Raw genomic sequence first — 21,900 nt, 5'->3', positions numbered from 1 at the left:
CAAAAGAAGAAAAAGGGCCCAGGGAGAACGCGTTCTCCCTGGGCCCTTTCTCTGCGGGCGATCACTTCGCCAGCTTGTCAAAGAGGGTCATCAGCTCCTCCACCTTTTCCCCGGCGTCAGGGCCGCCCACCGCGCCCTTGACGCAGCTCTGCATGTGGGCGTGGACGATCTCCCGGTTGACCTTTTTGAGGATGGATTCGGTGGCCAGGATCTGGTTGGAGATGTCCAGGCAGTACCGGTCGTCCTCCACCATCTTGAGGATCCCGTCCAACTGTCCGCGGGCGGTTTTCAGCAGCCGGGTGACGGACGCTTTGTCGGCCTTCATCGCCCTAGCGGATTTCGGCGACTTCGTAGCCGGCGTCCTCCACGGCGGCCTTCAGGGCGCTGTCGGGCACCTCTTTGGCCAGCTCGATGAAGGCGATCTTTTTGTCCAGGTCAACGGTGGCGGTGACCCCGTCGATGGCGTTCAGGGCTTTTTCCACCCGGGCGGAGCAGTGTCCGCAGCTCATTCCCTCTACCAGCATCTCTTTTTTCACGGTGTTTCCTCCTGTCTGTCTCGTGTTTGTGGTCGTTTCAGGGGCTTTATCGTCAGCCGCCGGCTGGGCCGGCAGAGCTTTCGCAGCGGGGGCGGCAGGCTGTGCACCGTGCACATCGCCGTGGTATTTGGGCTTAAAGAACCGCAGCCGCAGGGCGTTGGTCACCACGCAGACCGAGGAGAGGCTCATGGCGAAGGCGCCGAACATGGGGTTGAGCTTCCACCCCAGCAGGGGGATGAAGAGCCCCGCCGCCAGGGGGATGCCGATGGAGTTGTAGATCAGCGCCCAGAAGAGGTTCTCCTTGATGTTTTTCAGGGTGGCCTTGGAGAGCTGAATGGCCCCCACCACGTCCAGCAGGTCGCTGCGCATCAGCACGATGTCGGCCGATTCAATGGCCACGTCGGTGCCGGCGCCGATGGCGACCCCCACGTCGGCCCGGGCCAGGGCGGGGGCGTCGTTGATGCCGTCGCCCACCATGGCGACCTTCCGCCCCTGCTCCTGCAGGGCGCGCACCTGGGCCTCTTTGTCCTGGGGCAGCACCTCGGCAATCACCTGGGAGACCCCCACCTGCCGCCCCATGGCGGCGGCGGTCTTGCGGTTGTCCCCGGTGAGCATCACCACATCCACCCCCATCTGCCGCAGTTCCGAGACGGCGGCGGCGCTGGTGGGTTTGATGACGTCGGCCACGGCGATGGCCCCCAGCAGCTTCCCTGCTTTGGCAAAGTAGAGGGGGGTCTTGCCGTCTTCGGCCAGGGCCTCGCCGGCCTCGGCCAGGGCGCTGTCGTCCACCCCGGCTTCGGCCATCATCGCCCGGTTGCCCGCCAGGCAGCTCTCCCCCCCCAGGGTGGCCCGCAGCCCCCGGCCGGAGACCGCTTCAAACCGCTCGGCGGGGGTGAGCTCCAACTCCTCCTCGGCGGCCCGCTGCACGATGGCGTCGGCCAGCGGGTGCTCCGAGGGCTTTTCCATCGAGGCGGCCAACTGCAACAGCTCCCTCTCGGAGACGCCGGCGGCGGGGAGGATGTCGGTCACCTGGGGCTTGCCCTCGGTGACGGTGCCGGTCTTGTCGAGCACCACCGTGTCGATGGAGTGGGCCGTCTCCAGCGCCTCGGCCGACTTGATGAGAATGCCGTTTTCCGCCCCTTTGCCGGTGCCCACCATGATGGCGGTGGGGGTGGCCAGCCCCAGGGCGCAGGGGCAGGAGATGACCAGCACGGCGATGCCGATGGACATGGCGTACTCAAAGGTGTGGCCGGTGAGCAGCCAGACGGCGGTGGCCAGCAGGGCGATGCCGATGACCACCGGCACAAAGACCCCGCTGACCTTGTCGGCCAGCTTGGAGATGGGAGCCTTGGAGGCGCTGGCCTCCTCCACCAGGTGGATGATCTGGGCCAGGGCGGTGTCGTCGCCCACCTTGGTGGCGCGGAAGGTAAAGGCGCCGGTCTTGTTGACCGAGGCGCCGGTCACCTTGTCGCCGGGGCCCTTCTCCACCGGGATCGACTCGCCGGTGAGGGCGCTCTCGTCCACGGCGGTGGCGCCGGATTCCACCACCCCATCCACCGGGATGGAGGCGCCGGGCTTGACGGCGATCAGGTCGCCGATCTGCACCTCCTCCACCGGGATCTCCCGCTCCTCCCCGTCGCGGATGACCAGGGCGGTCTTGGGGGCCAGGTCCATCAGCTTGGTGATGGCCTGGCTGGTCTTCCCCTTGGAGCGGGCCTCGAGGAACTTGCCCAGGGTGATGAGGGCCAGGATCATCCCCGAAGTCTCAAAGTAGAGGTCCATGGAGTACTGGTGCACCAGGTGCATGTCGCCGTGGCCCAGCCCCCAGCCGATCTTGTAGATGGCGAAGATGCCGTAGACGATGGCCGCCGTCGAGCCGATGGCGATCAGGGAGTCCATGTTGGGGGAGCGGCGAAAGAGGGTCTTGAAGCCGTTTGTGAAGTAGTGCTGGTTGACCCAGACGATGGGCAGGGAGAGCAGCAGCTGGGTAAAGGCAAAGGTGATGGCGTTTTCATTGCCCAAAAAGAGGCCCGGCAGGGGCCAGCCCATCATGTGGCCCATGGAGAGGTAGAAGAGGGGGATCATAAAGGCAAAGGAGACGATGAGCCGGCGCTTCATGGCGCGCATCTCCTCCTGCGCCCGGTCCACCGCCGACTTGCCGGCGGCGGCCTTGGCGGAGCGGCCGTTGCCCGCGGCGGGGAACGCGCCGTAACCGGCGTCGGCCACCGCCTTGGAGATGGTGTCGGGGCTGATCTGTCTCTCGTCGTACTCCACCACCATGCTGTTGGCCAGCAGGTTGACCGCCACTGCGGAGACCCCCTCCACCTTGGCGACGCTCTTTTCCACATGGGCCGAACAGGCCGAGCAGGTCATGCCGGTGACATCGAATTTCTGTTTCATGGCAGCCTTCCTTTCTATGGTACCCCACCCCCGGGGGGGTGTTAATTTCCAAACCCAGCATACACCTTCACCGGGCAAATGTCAACCGATTTGGTGTAGTTTTGTTCTGGCTTTTTCCTCTAAGAGGTTCGGCTGTTTGGGGCCCCACTATGCGGGTGCGGGCGCAAAAAAGCGGGCCCGCCCGAAGGGGCGGACCCGTTTTGTCAGTGTGTGGGACTAATTTTCAAACCGGCCGCAGCACTTTTTGTACTTTTTGCCGCTGCCGCAGGGGCAGGGGTCGTTGCGGCCGACCTTTTTCTTGCGCACCGGCTCCTTGGCGGCCGAGCCGTCGCCGGACTGGTTGGTGGCGGGCTTCATCACCGCCTCGCGCTTGGGCTCCTCCTGGGTCTTGATCTGCACGGTGAGGAGCATCTTGACGGTGTCCTCCTTGATGGATTCGACCATGGCGTCAAACATGTCGAAGCCCTCGATCTTGTACTCCACCACCGGGTCTTTCTGGGCGTAGGAGCGCAGGTAGATGCCCTTTTTCAGCTCGTCCATGGCGTCGATGTGGTCCATCCACTTGGTGTCCACCACCCGCAGCAGGACCACCCGCTCCAGCTCCCGCATGATGGGGGAGCCGTACTTCTCTTCCTTCTCGAAGTAGATGTTCTTGGCCTTCTCGATGAGCTGGGCGGCGATGTCGTCGGGGGTCAGGCCCGCCAGCTCCTCGGAGGTGTAGTCCAGGTCGTCCTCCCCGGTGATCCAGCCCAGGTAGTGGTCTTTGAGGCCCTTGAGGTTCCAGTCGGTCGGGTCGCTGTCGGCGGCCAGGTAGGTGGAGACCACGTCCTTGATCCCCTCCTCGAGCATGGTGAGGACGTACTGCTTGAGGTCCTCGCCGTTGAGGACCTTGTCCCGCTGGGCATAGATGATCTCGCGCTGTTTGTTCATCACGTCGTCGTACTGGAGGACGTTTTTGCGGATGCCGAAGTTGCGCCCCTCCACCTTGCGCTGGGCGCTCTCGATGGCGTTGGTCAGCATTTTGGTCTCGATGGGCTGGTCCTCCTCGAGGCCGAGGGAGTTCATCAGCGCCTGGACCCGCTCGCCGCCGAAGAGGCGCATCAGGTCGTCTTCCAGCGACATGTAGAAGATGGTCTCGCCCGGGTCGCCCTGGCGTCCGGCGCGGCCCCGCAGCTGGTTGTCGATGCGGCGGGACTCGTGGCGCTCGGTGCCGATGATGAAGAGCCCGCCCGCGGCCTTGACCTCTTCGGCCTCGGCGGCGATCTGCTCTTTGTACTTCTGCTCCAGTTCGGCAAAGGTCTTGCGGCATTCGATGATCTCTTCGTCGTCGGTGTCGGAATAGCCGGTGGCCTCCACCAGCAGCTCCTCGTAGTAGCCCTTTTTGCGCATCTCGTCCTTGGCCATCATCTCGGCGTTGCCGCCGAGGATGATGTCGGTTCCGCGGCCGGCCATGTTGGTGGCGATGGTGACGGCGCCCTTCTTGCCGGCCTGGGCCACGATCTGGGCCTCTTTTTCGTGGTATTTGGCGTTGAGGACCTGGTGGGGGACCCCCCGGTGTTTGAGCATTTTGCTGAGCAGCTCCGACTTTTCGATGGAGATGGTGCCCACCAGTACCGGCTGGCCCTTGGCGTGGCTCTCCACCACCTGGTCGATGACGGCGTTGAATTTGGCCTGCTCGGTCTTGTAGACTTGGTCGTCGTGGTCCTTGCGGACATTGGGCTTGTTGGTGGGGATCTCGATGACGTCCAGCTTGTAGATCTCGTTGAACTCGTTTTGCTCGGTCATGGCAGTACCAGTCATGCCCGAGAGCTTTTGGTAGAGGCGGAAGAAGTTCTGGAAGGTGATGGTGGCCAGGGTCTTGGACTCCCGCATCACCTTGACGCCCTCTTTGGCCTCGATGGCCTGGTGCAGCCCCTCGTTGAAGCGGCGGCCGATCATCAGACGGCCGGTGAACTCGTCGACGATGATGACCTCGCCGTCCTTGACCACGTAGTCCACGTCCCGCACCATGATGCCGTGGGCGCGGATGGCCTGGTTGATGTGGTGGGCGATGGTCATGTTGTCGGCGTCGTTGAGGTTTGCAAGGCCAAAATAGGCCTCGGCCTTTTTGATGCCGGCCTTGGTGAGGGTGGCGGTTTTGGCCTTCTCGTCGACGATGTAGTCGCCCTCCAGCTCGTCGTTGTCCTCTTTGGCGTTGAGCTCGGTCACCTTGGTGACCTTGAGGGTGCGGGCAAACTTGTCGGCGGTCTGGTAGAGGTCGGTGGACTTGTCGCCCTGGCCGGAGATGATGAGGGGGGTGCGGGCCTCGTCGATGAGGATGGAGTCCACCTCGTCGACGATGGCGAAGTTGAAGCCCCGCTGCACCTTGTTCTCCTTGTAGATGACCATGTTGTCGCGCAGGTAGTCAAACCCCAGCTCGTTGTTGGTGCCGTAGGTGATGTCGCAGTTGTAGGCGCGGCGCCGGGCCTCGTTGTCCATCCCGTTGACGATCAGCCCCACCGAGAGCCCGAGGAAGCGGTAGATCTTGCCCATCCACTCACTGTCGCGCTTGGCCAGGTAGTCGTTGACGGTGACGATGTGCACCCCCTTGCCCGAGAGGGCGTTGAGGTAGGCCGGGAGGGTGGCCACCAGGGTCTTGCCCTCACCGGTCTTCATCTCGGCGATGCGGCCCTGGTGAAGGACGATGCCGCCCACCACCTGCACCGGGAAGTGGCGCATCCCCAGCACCCGGTCGCCCGCCTCGCGGCAGGCGGCGAAGGCGTCGGGGAGGATGTCGTCCAAAGTGGCGCCGCCCGCCAGCTTCTCCCGCAGGGAGACGGTGGTCTGGCGCAGTTCTTCGTCGGTCTTTTTCCTGTACTCGTCCTCCAGCGCGTAGACCTGCTGCGCGATGGGGTCAATGCGCTTGAGCTCTTTTTTGCTGTAAGAGCCAAACAGCAAATCCTTTAATCCCATTTCATCACCTCAAAAGATACAGCCCTGGTGTGGCGGGCCGCTTTGCAATTCGACGTTAGACAATAAACCGACCTATATTATAAGGGGCCGAGCCGGCAAAGTCAACGCGGCGGACAGAACTTCCCCCCGTCCGGGAGGGGGAAGTTCTACTCCCTGCCGGGTTTGTCCATGATTTCTGTTGCGGGCAGCCGGGTCGCGCGGCAAAATGGGGCACTCTACTAGGGGAAGGGGAGGACGCCGTGTCCGGGCGCAGCAGCGGGCTTTTTTGATGGGGTCGGCCTGTGGGACAACGCCGCGCCGGGACCGCGGCGACGGGATGGGGCCATCCGTTGTGAATTTTTTGACACGCCCTTGCGAAACCGGGACAGGCATACTATAATGTATTGTAGATTGGACTGCGCGCAGGGCGCAGCTCCATCTGCGGTTTCTGTCCCCAAAAAACCGAAAGGAGTTTTGATATGAACTATTCTCATGAAGTCGAGAAAATGTGCGTTGTGGCCAAGGGCCCGCACCACGGTCCCGCTCCCATTCCCGAGGAGGGCAAATGGGTAAAGGCCTACCAGATCCCCGACATCTCCGGCCTGACCCACGGCGTGGGCTGGTGTGCCCCCCAGCAGGGCACCTGCAAGCTGACCCTCAACGTGAAAGAGGGGGTCATCCAGGAGGCTCTGGTGGAGACCATCGGCTGCTCGGGCATGACCCACTCCGCCGCCATGGCCGCTGAGATCCTGCCCGGCAAGACCATCCTCGAGGCGCTCAACACCGACCTGGTGTGCGACGCCATCAACGTGGCCATGAGAGAGCTGTTCCTGCAGATCGTCTACGGCCGCACCCAGACCGCCTTCTCGGAGGACGGGCTGCCGGTGGGCGCCGGGCTGGAAGACCTGGGCAAGGGCCTGCGCAGCCAGGTGGGCACCATGTACTCCACCGCCGCCAAGGGCGTTCGCTACCTGGAGATGGCCGAGGGCTACGTCCTCTCCACCGCCCTGGACGAAAATGACGAGGTCATCGGCTACAAGTTCTGCCGCCTGGGCAAGATGATGGAAGATATTCGCCGTGGAGCAGACCCCAAAGAGGCTTTCGAAAAGAACGTCGGCACCTACGGGCGCTACGACGGCGCGGCCAAGTACATCGATCCCCGCGAAGAGTAAGGGAATACGGACAGAAGGAGGTTTGCGAATATGGCACAATTTGAAGGTAAAGAGAGAAGAATGGCGAAGATCGACGCCTGCCTGGCCGAGTACGGCTTCAAGACCCTGGAGGAGGCCGACGAGCTCTGCAAGAGCAAGGGCATCGACGTGGGCGAGATCGTGAAGGGCGTACAGCCCATTGCCTTTGACAACGCTGTGTGGGCCTACACCCTGGGCACCGCCATCGCCATCAAGAAGGGCATCAAAAAGGCCGCCGAGGCCGCCGAGGCCATCGGCATCGGCCTGCAGGCGTTCTGCATCCCCGGCTCGGTCGCCGAGCAGCGGGATGTGGGCCAGGGCCACGGCAACCTGGGCGCCATGCTGTTGAGAGAGGAGACCGACTGTTTCTGCTTCCTGGCTGGGCACGAGTCCTTCGCCGCGGCCGAGGGCGCCATCGGCATTGCCCGCACCGCCAACAAGGCCCGCAAGAAACCCCTGCGGGTCATCCTTAACGGGCTGGGCAAAGACGCCGCCTACATCATCTCCCGCATCAACGGCTTCACCTATGTGGAGACCGAGTACGACTTCAAGACCGGCGAGCTGAAGGTCGTGCGGGAGATCCCCTACTCCGAGGGCGAGCGGGCTGCCGTTCGCGTCTACGGCGCCAACGACGTGCTCGAGGGCGTTGCCATCATGAAGTCGGAGAAGGTCGACGTCTCCATCACCGGCAACTCCACCAACCCCGCCCGCTTCCAGCACCTGGTGGCCGGCACCTACAAAAAGTGGGCCATCGAGAACGGCAAGAAGTACTTCTCCGTCGCCTCCGGCGGCGGCACCGGCCGCACCCTGCACCCGGACAACGTGGCTGCCGGCCCGGCCTCTTACGGCCTGACCGACTCCCTGGGCCGGATGCACGGCGACGCCCAGTTCGCCGGTTCCTCCTCTGTGCCGGCGCACGTGGAGATGATGGGTCTGATCGGCATGGGCAACAACCCCATGGTCGGCGCCACCGTCGCCTGCGCGGTTGCCGTGGAAGAGCACAACAACTAAGCGAGAGAGTTCATATCATCAAAAAGGGCCCCCGGCTGGTAAAAGCCGGGGGCCCTTTTGCGCGCTGTGAGGGGCTTGTCCGTGCGCCTTCCCTTCTTGTCAGGCGGGGAGAGGGGGATCAGAGCTTAGTGGCGGCGCCGGTAGGGCCGCGGGGAGAGGGCGAAGACCCCCGCCAAAACGGCTGCCATCAAAGCGAAGATGGCGAGGTGGTCCAGCGGGCAGTCCGCCAACAGAACGAGGAGGGCTGCTGACCCGGCCGCCAGGAGATGGACGAGCAGGTCAAACCACCGCATCTTTATCTCCCCTTGGGCGCGCTGCCAACTGCGGCGGACGAGGGTGTAGCCGGTGACCGCCAGGGCTGCCAGCAGGGCCAGCCAGTGGATGGAGCAGTTCCCCACAGGGCTGCCGTCCTGGTCGCCCAACCACCCGCCGGAGAAATCGCCCGTGTTGGGGAGTCCCCCGTGGCCGGTGCTGCCACCGCCGCCGTCTCCGTCGCCGTCAAGGGCGCCGTCCACCTCCAGCCGGCGGAGACTGTACTGCAAGAAGAGAGAGGTGCGGTTGCCGGAGGAGTCCTCCAGGGTGTAGGCGATGACGTATTCCCCGGGCTGGGTGGTGTCGATCCCCTCCACCGCCTTCCCGTTTTGGATCACGGCGAAGCGGATCTCCTTGAGGGCCCCGTCCGGCTGGGCCGAGGTGAACTTATATCGGCCGGCAATCAAGTCGCGGATTTCTCCCTCGTCCAGCCAGCCGCCCGACAGGGGTGGGTCGGAGACCACCTGCACCAGCCGGTCCTTTACGGTGGCGTACTTGGTGCCGTTCTGCCAGTCCTCCACCACCTCCGGGGCGTCGGGGCGGCTCCCCGGCTCCACCGTGGGGTCGCTGGGGTCGTACTCCACCACCGGCGGGGCCCCCTGGCCCACAAAGGTGTAGGTGAGGTGGACGGTGGTTTGGTTCCCTTGGCTGTCGGTGACGGTTTGGGAGATGACACAGCTGCCGGGTTTGGCGGTGTCGAGGCTGCCTGCCTGCCCCTCCACCGTCACGGTGACCGGGCCGTAGGTCAACACCCCGTCCCCCTGGGCGCTGCCGAACTGGTAGCGCCCGGAGAGGATCTCTGCCGCCACCTGGGCGGTCAACTTGCCGCCGTAGGCGGGGGGCGTGCCCACCACCTCGGTGATGCTGTCGTAGAGGTGGGCGTGCTTCTTCCCGGTCTCCGGGTCATCCTTGACGGTCGGCTTGGGGAGGGGCTTCAGGGGGTCAAAGGAGGGGCCTACCGGCGGGGCGGGGTCCTCCCCCCAGTCCACTGTGGGCGGGGCCTCCCGGTCGATGAGAGTATCGGTGAGGACCACTGTGGTGGTGTTGCCTTCGGCATCGGTGACCAGGCAGGTGACGGTGAAGGCGCCGGGCTGGGTGGTGTCCACCCCTTCCCCGGTGACGTCCTTGCCCCCCTGGGCGATGGTGTAGGCATAGGTGAGGTCGTTGCTTTCCGGCACGTTGGAGGAAAAGCCGTAGCGGCCGTCAAAGAGGTCCTTGGCGTCCTCCACCGTGAAGCGGCCGCCGTAGAGGGGGGCCTCCCGGTCGATGACCTCCTGCATGCTGTCGCGGATAACGGTGTGGACCAGGCCGTTTTCATCGGTGGTCTTCTCCGGCTCGGAGGGGGTGACATCGGGGTCGCTGGGGTCGACCGAGGGCGGGTCGTTGACGGTGACCGCCAAGGCGGGGGAGGCATTTCCCGCCGCGTCCACCGCCCGGTACTTGCCGTTTTGGCTGGCGGCAAACGTCTGGCTGGCGACGCCGTTGCCATCGGTGAGGGAGAAGGTCTTCGCGCTTACCCACCTAGCCGCCTTGGCGTCATACCGCTCCACCTTCCAGACGCCCGAGAGGTTGTCCGACAGGGTGAGGGCCTTCCCCGAGGCGGTGAGGGTGGGGGCGGTGGCGTCGATCTTCACCGCGTCCTCCACCGTGGTAGACAGCTCCCCCGTCACGGTGTTTTTGGCCTGATAGGCCGTCTGGGTCCCCCCGGTCTCCTGGCTGTAACTGGTCTTGCGGTTGACTTGGTCGAGGGTGGCGGTGACCGCCTCCCCCTCTTTGATGAGGAATTGGTTGAACTGGTCGGGATAGAAGGTGATCTCCACCGGGCCGGCGTTCCAGCCGTTTTCATTGGCCGGGGTGCGGGTATAGTGGTAGTCCTTCCCCGCCTCGCCCTGCTCCTCCGCCGGTTTCTCCGGGTCGTAGGGCACCAGGGGGAAAGCCGGCGCCAATTCTGTTTTGGAGTACTGTTTGGAGAGGAAGAAGTCGTCCTCTATCATCTGCCCCACCGTCACGGCCTTGCCGTTGGGGTTTGCCACCTTGGCCCGGTAGGTGACCACCGTTCCCCCCGGCTTGCAGTAGAGGGGGATGCCGTTCCCGGTGATGTTGACGTCCGGCACCACGACCCCGTCCACCGTCACCTTCTGCGCCTCCCCGGCGCCCCAGGTGCTGCTGTCGAAGTTGAGCATGGCGGTGGGGTAGTCGGCGCTGTCGGCGAGCTTGAGGTGGACCGGCACCGGGTCTCCGCCGACAAAGGTGTTGTTCACCTTGGCCTGCACGGTGACGATGTCCCCGTCCCGCACCTGTTTTTTCTCCTCCTCGCTCATGGGCTGACCGCTGTCGTTGAGGATGGTGGTCTCCACGAATTGAGGGGTGTATTTGGTGTACTTGAGCGCTTCAAAGGTGGCGCGCACCAGGGTGTCGGGGACCGGCGAGGTCTTCAGCCAGGTCGTCTGCCCACAGAGCCGAAGGGAGGAGCTGTCCTGCTGCAACACATCGCAGTCCTCTTTCTTTAAGGAGATGGTCGTGTCGCCGTAGGTGCAGGAGAGGACCCCCGCCGTTGCGTCGTAGGCAAGGACCAGGGAGGTGTTGTCCACTACTTTGGCTGCGGGGACCACCTTTGACTCATACGTTGCCACAATGGTGCTGCTGCTGTTGCTCCACTTGCGAAAGCGCAGTGTCAAATCCGGGCTGCCGTTTATAAATTCCGCTGCAATCAGCAGTTGACTGTTGTCCACAAGGCCGTTGATCGAGTATTTGAAGATGGTCTCCGTCGAATTGGGGCTGCCTTTCATGGTGAATTTGCAGCTCATCTCCCAATTGGCCTTCAGCGAGATTTTCCGCTTGCTGTTTACCAAAGTCAGTTGGGCCATGTAGGAGGGCGAATGCGCGACGACCACATTCTGTTCGGGATGCCCCACCGGGTCGCTGAAGAACAGGTCGTTTTTGTTCATCTCCAGCGGAATGTATTGTGCATCACTGGCAGAAAAGATATCCTGCAGGTCAAAGCTGCCCACAAAGCTGCTGTCCTCTTCCGCCCCGACCCCCAGCAAAAGATTGCACAGCAGACCCGCCGTCAATGTCACGGCCAGGACGAGTGCGGCCAGACGCCGCTTTGCCTTTTTGGCGTATTTCACTTTGTTCTCCCCCTCATTGAGGGCATAAATGCCCCCGCTTTAAGTTTGTATCAGGCGGGTTTCGCCTGTTGAAAGATGGACGGATCCGACGGGGTCAATAGCGTTATTTTCTGCCATCCTCTAAAATGCGTTGTTTTTCGTTTAAAAGTAGTGTACACTTTTCGACAGACAACGACAAGATTTGGAAGCATGGGAAATGGTGGAAGTCGACCGGTCCAAAACGGACGGCATCCCCACTGCCGGGGCGGCCGTATTTGCAGGGGAGTTCCCATCCCCCTTCCTTCCAACTGTCCAATCAGGCGGCCCGGCCGCGCCCGACCTGGGGCTTAAAGTGGCCGTCGGGTACGGCAAATTGCGGCGATCGCCGCAGCGCCCCTTTCTTTTCAAGGGGCGGGCGGCCGGGTGACAGGCGGCCGTCCGGCGACCGGGAAGGCCGACTGGTGCCGCCTGTCGCTCTGCTCGCCGCCTTTTTGGGGAACAGTTGACGGTGGCGGAATGACCCATACAAATAAAATGTGTTGAAAGTTGGAAAAAGCGCTCACCTTTTTTGAAAAAAGATGAGAATTTGTTTCTCGAGAAGTGGAAATGGGGCGTGCAGAGTAAAATCTGCCTTTTGCAGACAGGGGGGAAAGCCGGGTGGAGTTGACGTACAGGGAGCTGGCAGAGCTGTTGCAGCGCGCAGCCGGTGGGGACCGGGAGGCCTTTGCGCAGTTTTACCGGGAGACGGTCCAGGCGCAGCGCTATCAGGCCCTGACCTACCTACAGGATGAGGACCTGGCGGCCGAAGCGGTGCAGGAGGTCTATGCGACCCTGCTTTTCAAGCTGCCGGAACTGAAAAATCCGCGGGGGGCGGTGGCTTTTCTCAACAAAACTACCTACTTTGTCTGTCAGAACATCCGGCGGGAACAGCAGCGCCGCAGCCACCGGCAGAGCGAGTTGGGAGAGGGGCTGATGGATGTCTCGTCCGCCGGGCAGGTGGAGGAAGCCTACCAGGCGAAAGAGGAAAACGCCGCCCTGCAGCGGGCGCTGGGGGAGCTGCCGGCGCGCCAGCGGGCGGCGGTGACAATGCGGTATTTGCAGCGGATGTCCTCCCGGGAGACGGCGGAGGCGCTGGGGATATCAGAGGCGACGCTGCGCCGGGATCTGGCGGCCGCCAAAAAGGCCCTGCGAGAGAGGTTGAAGGGGCAGCTCCCGGCACTGGTCCCGCTCGGTCTCTGCCTGCGCCGGGGGACGCGGCTGAGGACAGGCGGAGAGCGCTCCAAACCGCTGCAGATGGGCCGAGCCGCCGCTCTCGCGGGGGTGGGGGCGGTCTTTGTCGTTACCCTGCTGGCGGGGGGACAGCTGCTGCCGCACATCGCCGATGCCGGTTGGCTGGTCGAGGGGTGGCAGACGGCCCAGATAGAGGCGCGCATAGAGGGCGCGCCGAAGAGCGTTCGCCTTGTCGGGGCGGAGGGCGAAGTCCCGGTCGCGCTGGACGGGGGCAAACTCTTGGCGCGGGTGGAGAGAAACGGCCTGTACACCCTGCAGGTGGACTGGGGGTTTCGCCGGGAAGCGCGGGAGCTGGCAGTGACGGGAATCGACGAGGAGGGCCCGACCCTCGCCGCCTGTGAGGAGCGGGACGGCCTGATTTTGGTCCGGCTGGACGACAGCGGCGCCGGGGTCGACTGGGAGCGGGTGCGGCTGTGCCGGGAGGATGGGGAGGAGATGCCCCGCCGGCAGCTGGACCGGCAGGCGGGGGAGATCCTCTACGCTTTGCCGCCGGGCCGGTATCAGCTGGAGGCCTGGGACCTGGCGGGCAACCGGAGTCAGGGGCCGCTGGAAGTGCGGTGAGTGGGGTTGCAATCGCCCCAGGGCTGTGATAGACTTTGGAGAGAAAAAGAGAATACGTCCGGGAGTCCGCAAACGGGCTGAGAGGACACTGGCGAAAAGAGAGCGGTCGCCGCGCGCGTCGTCCGGCTTTCAAAAGAGTTTTTTGAAAGCCGGTGGGCATCCGCTGGCGACGACTCGTCTCACGGAAGCAGGGGCCAAGGTGAGAAGCAGAGGATGGTTGTTATCGTGCCATCTGATGGTTTTGCCCAACGGGCAAAATCGAGGTGTTTTACACCTCGAAGGTCAGATGGGGACACGATGGCGACTATTCATCTCACGAAAGCAGGGGCCAAGGTGAGAAGCAGAGGACGGTTGTTACCGTGCCATCTGGCGGTTTTGCCCAACGGGCAAAATCGAGGTGTTTTACACCTCGAAGGTCAGATGGGGACACGCTGACGACTACCCGTCTCACGGAAGCAGGGCCAAGGTGAGAAGCAGAGGACGGTTGTTATCGTGCCATCTGGCGGTTTTGCCCAACGGGCAAAATCGAGGTGTTTTGCACCTCGAAAGTCAGATGGGGACACGGTGGCGACTACTCGTCTCACGGAAGCAGGGGCCGAGGTGAGAAGCAGAGGATGGTTGTTATTGTGCCATTTGTAGGTTTTGCCCAACGGGCAAAATTGAAAACTTTTGTTTTCAAAAACAAATGGGGACACGATGGCGACTACCCGTCTCACGGAAGCAGGGGCCAAGGTGAGAAGCAGAGGACGGTTGTTATCGTGCCATTTGTAGGTTTTGCCCAACGGGCAAAATTGAAAACTTTTGTTTTCAAAAACAAATGGGGACACGATGGCGACTACCCGTCGCCATCGTGTCGACCGGTTTCAACCTGATTTGGATCATGCCAACGTAGGGAAAAGAGCGCCGCCTCAACAGGGGGGCGCAGGGGTGCATTCAGTCGGGTGCATCCTCTTTTTTTGTACCCAAAATTGTGCGGAGAGGGAGCGATCTTTTTGCTGGGACAGTATTTAAACGCCCTGCGGGAGCAGGGGCCGCTCATCCACTGCATCACCAATACCGTCACCATGAACGACTGCGCCAACGCCCTGTTGGCGGTGGGGGGCAGCCCCATCATGGCAGACGACCCCGACGAGGTGGCGGAGATCGCCGCCCTGGCCGGGGGGGTGGTGCTCAACATCGGCACCCTGCGCCGGCAGAACTTAAACGCCTTTTATGGGGCGGGGCGGGAGGCGGCCCGCCGGGGCATCCCGGTGGTTTTGGACCCGGTGGGGGCGGGGGCATCCCGCCTGCGCACCGAGACGGCCCGCGGCCTTTGGAAGGAGCTGCCGCTGGCGTCCATCCGCTGCAACCTGTCGGAACTGCGGGCCCTGCTGGGCGAGGGCGGCGGGACCCGGGGAGTGGACGCGGCGCCGGAGGACCTGGCCGCCAGCGCCTCCCTGCGGGAGCGGGCGGCCCAAATCGGGGCCCTTGCCCGCCGCGCGCAGACAGTGGTGGCGGTCACCGGCGAGGTGGACTTTGTGAGCGACGGGGCGCGGACCTTTGCCATCCGCGGCGGCCACCCCCTGATGGCCCGGGTCACCGGCACCGGCTGCATGCTCACCGCCGTCACCGGCGCCTTTCTGGCGGCTTCGCCCCAGCAGCCGCTGGAGGCTGCGGCGGCCGCCGTCTGTGCCATGGGGCTGTGCGGCGCCCGGGCGCACCGGCGGCTGCTGGAGGAGACGGGACGGGAGGGCACCGGCAGCTACCGGGTGCTGCTCATGGACGAATTGGCCTGCCTGACCGGCGGGGAACTGGACGGAGGAGAGGACATTGAAATTTTCGAGAGAGCAGATTAGAAGCGCCATGCGGCTGTACGCCGTGACCGACCGGGCTTGGCTGCGGGGGCGCACCCTGGGACAGATGGTGGAGGACTGCCTCAAGGGCGGCGCCACCTTTGTGCAGCTGCGGGAGAAGGAGGCCGGCGACCGGGAGTTTTTGCAGGTGGCAAGAGAGGTCAAGGCCGTGACCGACCGCTACGGGGTGCCGCTGGTGATCGACGACAACCTGACCATTGCCCAGGCGGTGGACGCCGACGGGGTGCACATCGGCCAGACCGACCTGCCCTGTGACCTGGCGCGCAAGATCCTGGGCCCGGACAAGATCATCGGGGTCTCGACCAAGACCATCGCCCAGGCCCGCGAGGCAGAGGCGCAGGGGGCCGACTACCTGGGTACCGGCGCGGCCTTCTTCACCACCACCAAGCAGATCGACGGCACCATGTCCATGGAGGAGATGAAGGCCCTCTGCGAGAGTGTCTCCATCCCGGTGGTGGCCATCGGCGGCATCCACCCGGAAAACCTGCTGGAACTGGGGGCAAGCGGGGTGGACGGCGCGGCGGTGGTCTCGGCCATCTTCGCCCAGGACGACGTGCTGGCCGCCACCAGAGAGCTCGACGAGCTGACCCGCCGGCTGTGGAAGTGACGCCCAAGGCCGCGGCCTTTGATCTGGACGGCACCCTGCTCTGGACCATGGACGTGTGGTCGGGGGTGGGGGAGCGCTACCTGGTGGAGCAGGGGCTCCCGGTGCCGAGGGACCTGAACGAGCGGCTGACAGCCATGAGTCTCGAGCAGTCGGCCGCCTGGTTTTCCCGGGAGCTGGGGGTGCCCTATCCCCCGGAGGAGATCTTGCGCCAGATCGACGGGATTGTCGCCCGCCGCTACCGGACGGCGGTGCGCGAGCGGGGCCGTTCGGTGATCCTGCCGGGGGCGGAGGCATACCTGCAGTCCCTGGCTGCGGCGGGGGTGCCCTGCTGCCTGGCCACCGCGGTGGAGCGGGAAACCGCCGAAGCGGTGCTGGACGAGTTGGGCCTGCGCGGCTACTTTGCCTTTGTGCACAGCTGCACCGAGGCCGGCTGCAACAAGGAGACCCCGGATTTCTATGCGTCGGCGGCCGCCCGCCTGGGCGCGGCGCCGGAGGAGACCTGGGTCTTTGAGGATGCCCCCCACGCCCTGGCCGCCGCCAGGGCCGCGGGCTGCCGCACGGTGGCGGTGACCGGCGGCGAGGGGACGGTCTGTGTCGCCGACCGGACGATTGCGGACTACCGGGAACTGCTGTAACTGTCAATAAAGAGGACACCGCCTGTGCGGTGTGAAGCGCGCTGTCTCCAACAGGGGAGGGGGCGCGCTTTTTGACGCGTGCGACTGCCGGCAAAGCCCCTGGTCGCGGCCGAAAACGGGCGGGGCGCTGCCGTGCCGCCGTGCCTTGCCCCCGTCTCCCCGCAAAAGACAGCCACGTGGAAGGGCGGTGCGTGGGGGAAAAGACGGGCGAGGGTGGACAGAGGCAGACAGGGAAAGACAGGGGAGGACGGCAACCGGGGGCGGCGGAAAAAACTCCCTTTGGCCGGGCCCCCGCGCAAGGGGAGGCAGGGGAGGCTTTGTCAGGGGGAGAGAGCCTCTTTCTCTCGCTGCCCCGGGACAGGCGGTGTTCCCCGCCTCGTCACGGGGGGGGCCGGAATGGGCCCTTTGGTTGACGGTGGGGGGCAAACCCGGTAGAATAAAAGAAAATAAAGACGAAAAGGAAGCCGCCTACATGAGCAAACTCAACCGCTTTGAATCCCTCCACCTCTACATCCAGTCCATCTCCCTCTACCGGGAGACCGCCGAGAGCCCGGCCCTGCGGGAGCTGGAGCGCCTCTGCTCCCTCTTCGGGGGGGACTTTGACCAGGTCTGCCGGGCCTGGTGCGGCTTCTACCGCGCCCTCTGCGAGGGGGACGGCCAGGGCTCGCTGCCCGACTACCTCTTCGGCCGGGCGCTGCGGGACGAAAACCCCTTCTCCGCCCTCTGCGCCAGAGAGGGCTTTTTGGCCACCCCGTCCCACCTGCGGCAGGCGGCCAAGAACGATTTGAGCATGCTCTGCGCCCTCTCTAAGGCCTCCGCCAAGGAGCTGAAGGTGCTCCTCTTCTCGGCCTACGGCGACAGGGAGCGGGTCATCGACGTGCTGCCCGAGTGGACCGAGGGACACAAAAAATACCGGGCCGAGGGCGACTGGGGGGACGAGCTGGTCCGCCTGGCCGAGCACTACCGGGAAAACGGCTGCGGCTTTGCGGCCCAGTGCCCGGTGTTTTGCTACACCGAGGAGGGGGAGTTGGTGCCCCAGCCCCAGTCGGGCCCCAGCCGCCGGGAGACCCTGGCCGGGCTGGACGGGTGCTATGAAAAGGGGCAGGCCCTCTTCTCCCTGGCGCCCCAGGGGGCGATGCCCCGGCTGCTCATCACCGGGGAGGAGGGCGCGGGCAAGACCACCCTGGCCAAGACCTGCTGGTTTGAGTGCGCCCAGGGCACCCGGCTGGTCTGGTGTCGGGGGGAGGATGTGGAGTCCCTCTTTGCGGCGCTGGGGGAGATGCCCGCCCGGTTTTTGGTGCTCTGCGACGACATCACCGACGCCCAGCTGCGCGCCATCGCCCACTACTTTACCCAGGTGGGCTCGCTGCCGGAGAACGTCTCGCTGGCGGCCACCGCGGTGAGTGCCGAGGGGCTGGCCGATGCGGGCATCGTCTTTGAGCGGGTGCTCCCCCTGCAGAAATTGACCCAGTTGGAGTATTTGGAGCTGCTCTACAAGCTGGCCCCCCTGCGGGGGCTGGAGATGCCCCGGGACGAACTCAAGCGCCGGGCGCTGGAGTGGGAGCTCAAGCAGACGGCCTTCACCCCCCAGTCCGCCCAGCGGCTGCTGGGCACCCTGCTGGTGGAGGCGGATGGCTAGGCGGCGAGGGCTGGCCCTGCTGCTGGCGGCCGCCCTGCTGCTGGCCGGCTGCGGCAAAAAGGGGTTCCCGGCGACGGTGCAGGGGGTGACGATCTCTGGCGCGCCGAAGCGGGTGGCGGTGCTCTCAGAGCACCTGGCGGAGGCGGCCGTGGGGATGGGCTACGGCGGGCAGATCGCCGGGGTCTGCGACGGCAGCCAGCTCCCCGGGCTGGAGGACGCCCAGCCGGTGGGGACCGCCCTCCTCCCCGACGGGGCGGCCCTTGCCGAGCTGAAGGCCGACCTGGTGCTGAGCACCCAGCCCCTGCCCGAGGGGACCGTGAACTGCCCGGTGGTGGTGCTTGCCGCCCCCACCACCCTGGAGGGGCTGTCCGGCTTTTACCGGGACATCGCCGCCTGTTTTGCCGGCGAACGGGCGGAGGAAGGTCGCCTCTTCGCCGCGGACGCGGAGAGCTGGGTGGCCGCCCTGAATGAAAAAATCGGCGATGCGGACCGCCCCAGCTTTGCGGTGCTCTGCGACCCGCGGGGCTACCTGGCGGGGACGGGGACGCTGGAAGCCGACCTCTTCGGACGGCTGCTGGGGGAGAACACCGCCGCGGCCGCGGAAGGGTATGCCACCCTGGAGGGGATGGCCGAGCCGGAGGTGCTCTTTTGCACCGACGCCCTGACGCTGGAGGAGCTGCAGCGGCTGCCGGGCTTTGCCGAGATGGCCTGCGTGCAGGAGGGGCGGGTGGTCTTTTTGCAGATGGCCCCCTTTGAGCGGTGCAGTTCAGCCCTGTTTTTGCAGCTGATCCCCGCCGTCACCGCCCAATACCCCCAGGTGTTTGGCGGGGCAAACTGACCTTGTTTTTTGTGAAAAGAGCGCCGGACAGGTTTCTGTCCGGCGCTCTTTTTGGCGGGTGGGATGGGGGCAGGGTCAAGCGTACTCGTAGCCGCCCCCCTCGATGGGGGCAAAGAGGGCGGTGTCCAGCAGGAGGATGCGCCCCCGCTCCCGGCGGAGGGCGCCCGCCTCTTCCAGCTGGCGCAGACAGCGCTGCAGATGGCGGTAGCTGGCCCCCAGCAGGGCGGTGGCCGCCGATAGGTTGACCTGCACCAACAGGCTGCCCTGCTGGCGGGCCTCATACCCCAGATAGGCGCAGACCCGGGCCTTGAGGGGGTAGGAGAGGTTGATGGCGGTGTTCCCCCCGTTGCGGCGGACCATCCGCGCCAGGTCCTGGCCGATGGCGCGGTAGAAGCGGGCGTCCCCCTCGACTGCGCGGAGGACCGCTTCCCGCGGCGCGCCCAGACAGAGGGAGGGGGCGAGGGCCTGCACGCTGGAGAAATAGGTGTCGCAGAGGAGGATCTCGGCGTCCCCGATCCACCGGGGCCGGGTGTAGTACCCCTGCAGGAGGAGGGCGCCGTTCTCCAGCGGGGTATAGACCTGGGTGCGGCCCTTCACAAAGTAGTAAAAGGTGGAAAACGGCGCCCCCTTCTGGCAGAGATGGGCCCCCTTGGGAAAGGGGCGGAGGGTGAAGAGGGGGCGCAGGTCGGCGGAAAAATAGCGCTGCAGTCCGCACTCGTCGTAGAGCTGGGCGGCGGTGGCAGACAACATGATCCCTCCTTTTTGTGCCGGCGCTCTATGCGCCCAGCAGTGCGATGTCGTCGCTGATGCTGTCAGTCAGTGTGTCAATTTTGGCGAGGAGCAGGTCATAAACATCTCGTGTGGTTTGCAGTTGCATCAATTCACCCCAAGTGAAGAGATAGATGTTTTGCCCTTTTAGGGCCTGCTGAAAAATTTCTTGCTCGGCTTTTTTTGTAATTCCGTTTTTGGAAAACAGCAGTGCGGCTGTGAGTCCCTTTGCAGACATGATATGGGCCAGCTGCCGAATGACGGGAATTCCCACCGGGCCTTTCCAGCTTTTGCACTCGACCAAAATCAGAGCTCCTAGCTGCCAGAGGCACTGATCAGTAGAGGTGTTGCAGTAACAGAGATCGATTTCCTCTCGGCCTGTTATCAATCTCTTGCCAGTCTGCAAGAGGCCGGGGATACAGTTTAGAATGTATTGGGCTGTGTTCTCCCAGGCGATTCCCTTGCGGTTGGCGTCTGGGCTGTCAATCTCTTGTGCAATCTCCCACAGCTTTTCACGGCAAAAGGGGTGGGGGAGATGGGCAGCGGTGTGGAACTCGGGGCAGCTCTTCTCAATTACTGGATACAAAACATCTAGATAGATATACCTTGTCTGTAGCAGGAGGAGTAGATCTTTTGAGATTACTTGCTCCTCTTCTCCCTTCAAAAAAGCGCGCATATTTTCTATCTGCACGAGCAATGTTTGATAAAACAGTTCTTCTTTCCCTGGGAACATCACCTCGGCAGGCAGAGTATCGCAGACAGCTTGTTGGATAAAGTCTATAAAATCGCTGTAGATTGCCCGGATTGTCTGGATACTCCATTGCTCAGAACGAATGGCGAGGGCGTAGATCAGTACCTTATGCCAGTCATCGAATAGGGGATGGGGCACGAAAGCCAGTCCAAAGTGATAAATGGGGTTAGATACGATGCTGTCAATGTCACTGGGGCTAAGAAGATCGATGTCTCGGATTCCTACCCGTTCTCTGATATAGGGAATCTGACTATCCAGATACAACTTGACACCGCCCTCCAGGATGAGGTAGGGAATGGTCTCATCAAATTGATGGGCGATGACTCGACGACCGTGAAGGTCCCCGAGGAGAAATGAGCGGGTGACCAACTGTTTGCCCAGAAAAAAGGGATTTTCCTGAGCGGACCAGAGGAGAGGGAGGGCGTCGGCGTGGGACTGTCGATCTTCGCCGGAGGAGAAGGAAACCAGATGCACCTGCTCTAGGCAGAGGCAACTGCTACAGGGAATGTGGAGAAATGCTTCATCTGCTAGGTGGTCGAGGAAGAGCTGGGCGAGAATTTGCGCTGGCGGAGCTCCTTGCTCTACAGGGGGGAGAAATGGGACTTTGCCCTCTGTGGCAATCAATTTATCAAGGTAGTTTCTGATAGATTGTCGAACTGTTTCTTGGCAGCACTCTACCTCTTGCCTCTTGCCGAGGGCACAGAAAACTTCCACCATCTCTCCATTCATCAACTCATCGCGGTGTTCCGCCTGAAAGTCATCCACCCTTTCTAAAAATTCACAGATGGTGTGTCGAGTGGTGTCTACCCATTCCGCAACGGCTCTTTCAGTTTCGGAATCTGCGCGACCAATCAGGTAGAGGAGCTCAAGTCCAGGATGAGAAGTCATTAGATATTCCCCCATTTGAGAAATATACAGATAGAAAATAATTTAGAACCGCCGAATAAAAGCAGTTTTCTCCCCGCTGTCAAAGCCCGCCTTGCGGTAGAAGGAAAGGGTGCCCTCGTCCTTGGCGCCGCTCATCAGCATGATTTTGTAGCAGCCCGCCCGGCGGGCAATCTCCTCTGCCCGGCGCAGGCAGGCTGTGGCGCAGCCTCGCCGGCGGTGGGCGGGGTGGGTGACCACGTTTTCCACCAGGGCAAAGGGCCGGGCGCCCCGGGTCAGGTTGGGGAGGAGGTAGCAGGTGCAGGAGGCGAGGATACACCCCTCCTCCTCGGCTATGATCAGGTGGCAGCCGGGGTCGTCCAACAGTTGCCGCCAGGCGGCGCGCAGCCCTTCCCCCTCCGGGGGGAGGGCGGTCTCGTGCAGGTGGAGATAGAGGTGCAACAGCGAATCCAAATCGCCGGCGGCAGCTTCTCGCAGGGTCACGGCAGATCGCCCCTTTCTGTGCCCCCATTATACCCCCAAGGAGGAAAAAGAGAAAGTGTGACCTTTGTCCTAACGGCCCGGCGGGGGAGGGAGTATGATG

Annotated in this window: 16 protein-coding genes; 9 read left to right on the top strand and 7 right to left on the bottom strand. The window is 63.6% G+C overall.

Features of this window, described 5'->3' with window-relative positions; all coding sequences use genetic code 11:
* Positions 1-61: 61 nt before the first annotated feature.
* The 3 genes from BN3266_RS05490 to secA form a co-directional block, all read right to left on the bottom strand.
* The gene (locus BN3266_RS05490; RefSeq protein WP_059004353.1) at positions 62-325 is read right to left on the bottom strand and encodes a metal-sensing transcriptional repressor; all 264 of its coding nucleotides are present in this window, start codon (positions 323-325) and stop codon (positions 62-64) included.
* Between the two features lie 4 nt (positions 326-329).
* Positions 330-2,936 (bottom strand): heavy metal translocating P-type ATPase, encoded by a 2,607-nt coding sequence (locus BN3266_RS05485; protein WP_059004352.1) that lies wholly within the window; start codon positions 2,934-2,936, stop codon positions 330-332.
* 216 nt (positions 2,937-3,152) lie between these two features.
* Complete coding sequence (gene secA, locus BN3266_RS05480) at positions 3,153-5,888, bottom strand: preprotein translocase subunit SecA (protein ID WP_059004351.1); 2,736 nt, start codon at positions 5,886-5,888, stop codon at positions 3,153-3,155.
* 458 nt (positions 5,889-6,346) lie between these two features.
* Here secA and BN3266_RS05475 point away from each other — a divergent pair, with 458 nt between their 5' ends.
* Positions 6,347-7,039: an iron-sulfur cluster assembly scaffold protein gene (locus tag BN3266_RS05475; protein WP_021660272.1), complete on the top strand. Its 693-nt coding sequence runs from the start codon at positions 6,347-6,349 to the stop codon at positions 7,037-7,039.
* A gap of 30 nt (positions 7,040-7,069) precedes the next feature.
* On the top strand, positions 7,070-8,068 hold the full coding sequence (locus BN3266_RS05470; RefSeq protein ID WP_044992972.1) for a GGGtGRT protein: 999 nt from the start codon (positions 7,070-7,072) through the stop codon (positions 8,066-8,068).
* A gap of 125 nt (positions 8,069-8,193) precedes the next feature.
* On the opposite strand, the gene BN3266_RS05465 is transcribed toward BN3266_RS05470, so the two are convergent.
* Positions 8,194-11,511, bottom strand: coding sequence for a hypothetical protein (locus BN3266_RS05465; protein ID WP_059004350.1), 3,318 nt, complete (start codon positions 11,509-11,511; stop codon positions 8,194-8,196).
* Positions 11,512-12,147: 636 nt separating this feature from the next.
* Here BN3266_RS05465 and BN3266_RS05455 point away from each other — a divergent pair.
* From BN3266_RS05455 to BN3266_RS05430, 7 genes are all read left to right on the top strand, one after another.
* Complete coding sequence (locus BN3266_RS05455) at positions 12,148-13,341, top strand: RNA polymerase sigma factor (RefSeq protein ID WP_082671671.1); 1,194 nt, start codon at positions 12,148-12,150, stop codon at positions 13,339-13,341.
* A 614-nt stretch (positions 13,342-13,955) separates the two neighbouring features.
* A complete protein-coding gene (locus tag BN3266_RS13780; protein ID WP_154668989.1) occupies positions 13,956-14,213 on the top strand; it encodes a hypothetical protein in 258 nt (85 codons plus the stop codon).
* Between the two features lie 120 nt (positions 14,214-14,333).
* A complete protein-coding gene (gene thiM, locus BN3266_RS05450) occupies positions 14,334-15,176 on the top strand; it encodes a hydroxyethylthiazole kinase (RefSeq protein ID WP_059004347.1) in 843 nt (280 codons plus the stop codon).
* Complete coding sequence (gene thiE / locus BN3266_RS05445; protein ID WP_242861720.1) at positions 15,151-15,801, top strand: thiamine phosphate synthase; 651 nt, start codon at positions 15,151-15,153, stop codon at positions 15,799-15,801. Before thiM ends, thiE begins: the two co-directional genes overlap by 26 nt.
* Complete coding sequence (locus BN3266_RS05440; RefSeq protein ID WP_154668988.1) at positions 15,792-16,436, top strand: HAD family hydrolase; 645 nt, start codon at positions 15,792-15,794, stop codon at positions 16,434-16,436. Before thiE ends, BN3266_RS05440 begins: the two co-directional genes overlap by 10 nt.
* Before the next feature lie 472 nt (positions 16,437-16,908).
* On the top strand, positions 16,909-18,075 hold the full coding sequence (locus tag BN3266_RS05435) for a P-loop NTPase family protein (RefSeq protein WP_059004344.1): 1,167 nt from the start codon (positions 16,909-16,911) through the stop codon (positions 18,073-18,075).
* Positions 18,068-18,913 (top strand): ABC transporter substrate-binding protein, encoded by an 846-nt coding sequence (locus BN3266_RS05430; RefSeq protein WP_059004343.1) that lies wholly within the window; start codon positions 18,068-18,070, stop codon positions 18,911-18,913. The genes BN3266_RS05435 and BN3266_RS05430 overlap by 8 nt, the downstream gene beginning before the upstream one ends.
* A gap of 75 nt (positions 18,914-18,988) precedes the next feature.
* On the opposite strand, the gene BN3266_RS05425 is transcribed toward BN3266_RS05430, so the two are convergent.
* The 3 genes from BN3266_RS05425 to BN3266_RS05415 are packed head-to-tail and all read right to left on the bottom strand — an operon-like array spanning position 18,989 to position 21,800.
* Entirely contained in the window at positions 18,989-19,663 is a 675-nt protein-coding gene (locus tag BN3266_RS05425) for a Crp/Fnr family transcriptional regulator (RefSeq protein ID WP_059004342.1), read from the bottom strand.
* Between the two features lie 25 nt (positions 19,664-19,688).
* A complete protein-coding gene (locus BN3266_RS05420) occupies positions 19,689-21,320 on the bottom strand; it encodes a restriction endonuclease (protein WP_195891606.1) in 1,632 nt (543 codons plus the stop codon).
* Positions 21,321-21,362: 42 nt separating this feature from the next.
* Positions 21,363-21,800 (bottom strand): GNAT family N-acetyltransferase, encoded by a 438-nt coding sequence (locus tag BN3266_RS05415; protein ID WP_059004340.1) that lies wholly within the window; start codon positions 21,798-21,800, stop codon positions 21,363-21,365.
* Positions 21,801-21,900 lie beyond the last annotated feature (100 nt).

This window comes from Bittarella massiliensis (ex Durand et al. 2017), from assembly GCF_001486165.1.
Classification (GTDB): Bacteria; Bacillota; Clostridia; order Oscillospirales; family Ruminococcaceae; genus Bittarella; species Bittarella massiliensis.
The sequence above is the reverse complement of the archived record's forward strand: the minus strand, read 5'-3'. Positions and strand labels throughout refer to the sequence as shown.

Bases quoted from the DNA above. Each gene is read 5' to 3' on its own strand.
- BN3266_RS05490 (WP_059004353.1), bottom strand. From the start codon at position 325: ATGAAGGCCGACAAAGCGTCCGTCACCCGGCTGCTGAAAACCGCCCGC.
- BN3266_RS05485 (WP_059004352.1), bottom strand. From the start codon at position 2,936: ATGAAACAGAAATTCGATGTCACCGGCATGACCTGCTCGGCCTGTTCG.
- secA (WP_059004351.1), bottom strand. From the start codon at position 5,888: ATGGGATTAAAGGATTTGCTGTTTGGCTCTTACAGCAAAAAAGAGCTC.
- BN3266_RS05475 (WP_021660272.1), top strand. From the start codon at position 6,347: ATGAACTATTCTCATGAAGTCGAGAAAATGTGCGTTGTGGCCAAGGGC.
- BN3266_RS05470 (WP_044992972.1), top strand. From the start codon at position 7,070: ATGGCACAATTTGAAGGTAAAGAGAGAAGAATGGCGAAGATCGACGCC.
- BN3266_RS13780 (WP_154668989.1), top strand. From the start codon at position 13,956: ATGGTTGTTATTGTGCCATTTGTAGGTTTTGCCCAACGGGCAAAATTG.
- BN3266_RS05435 (WP_059004344.1), top strand. From the start codon at position 16,909: ATGAGCAAACTCAACCGCTTTGAATCCCTCCACCTCTACATCCAGTCC.
- BN3266_RS05430 (WP_059004343.1), top strand. From the start codon at position 18,068: ATGGCTAGGCGGCGAGGGCTGGCCCTGCTGCTGGCGGCCGCCCTGCTG.
- BN3266_RS05425 (WP_059004342.1), bottom strand. From the start codon at position 19,663: ATGTTGTCTGCCACCGCCGCCCAGCTCTACGACGAGTGCGGACTGCAG.
- BN3266_RS05420 (WP_195891606.1), bottom strand. From the start codon at position 21,320: ATGACTTCTCATCCTGGACTTGAGCTCCTCTACCTGATTGGTCGCGCA.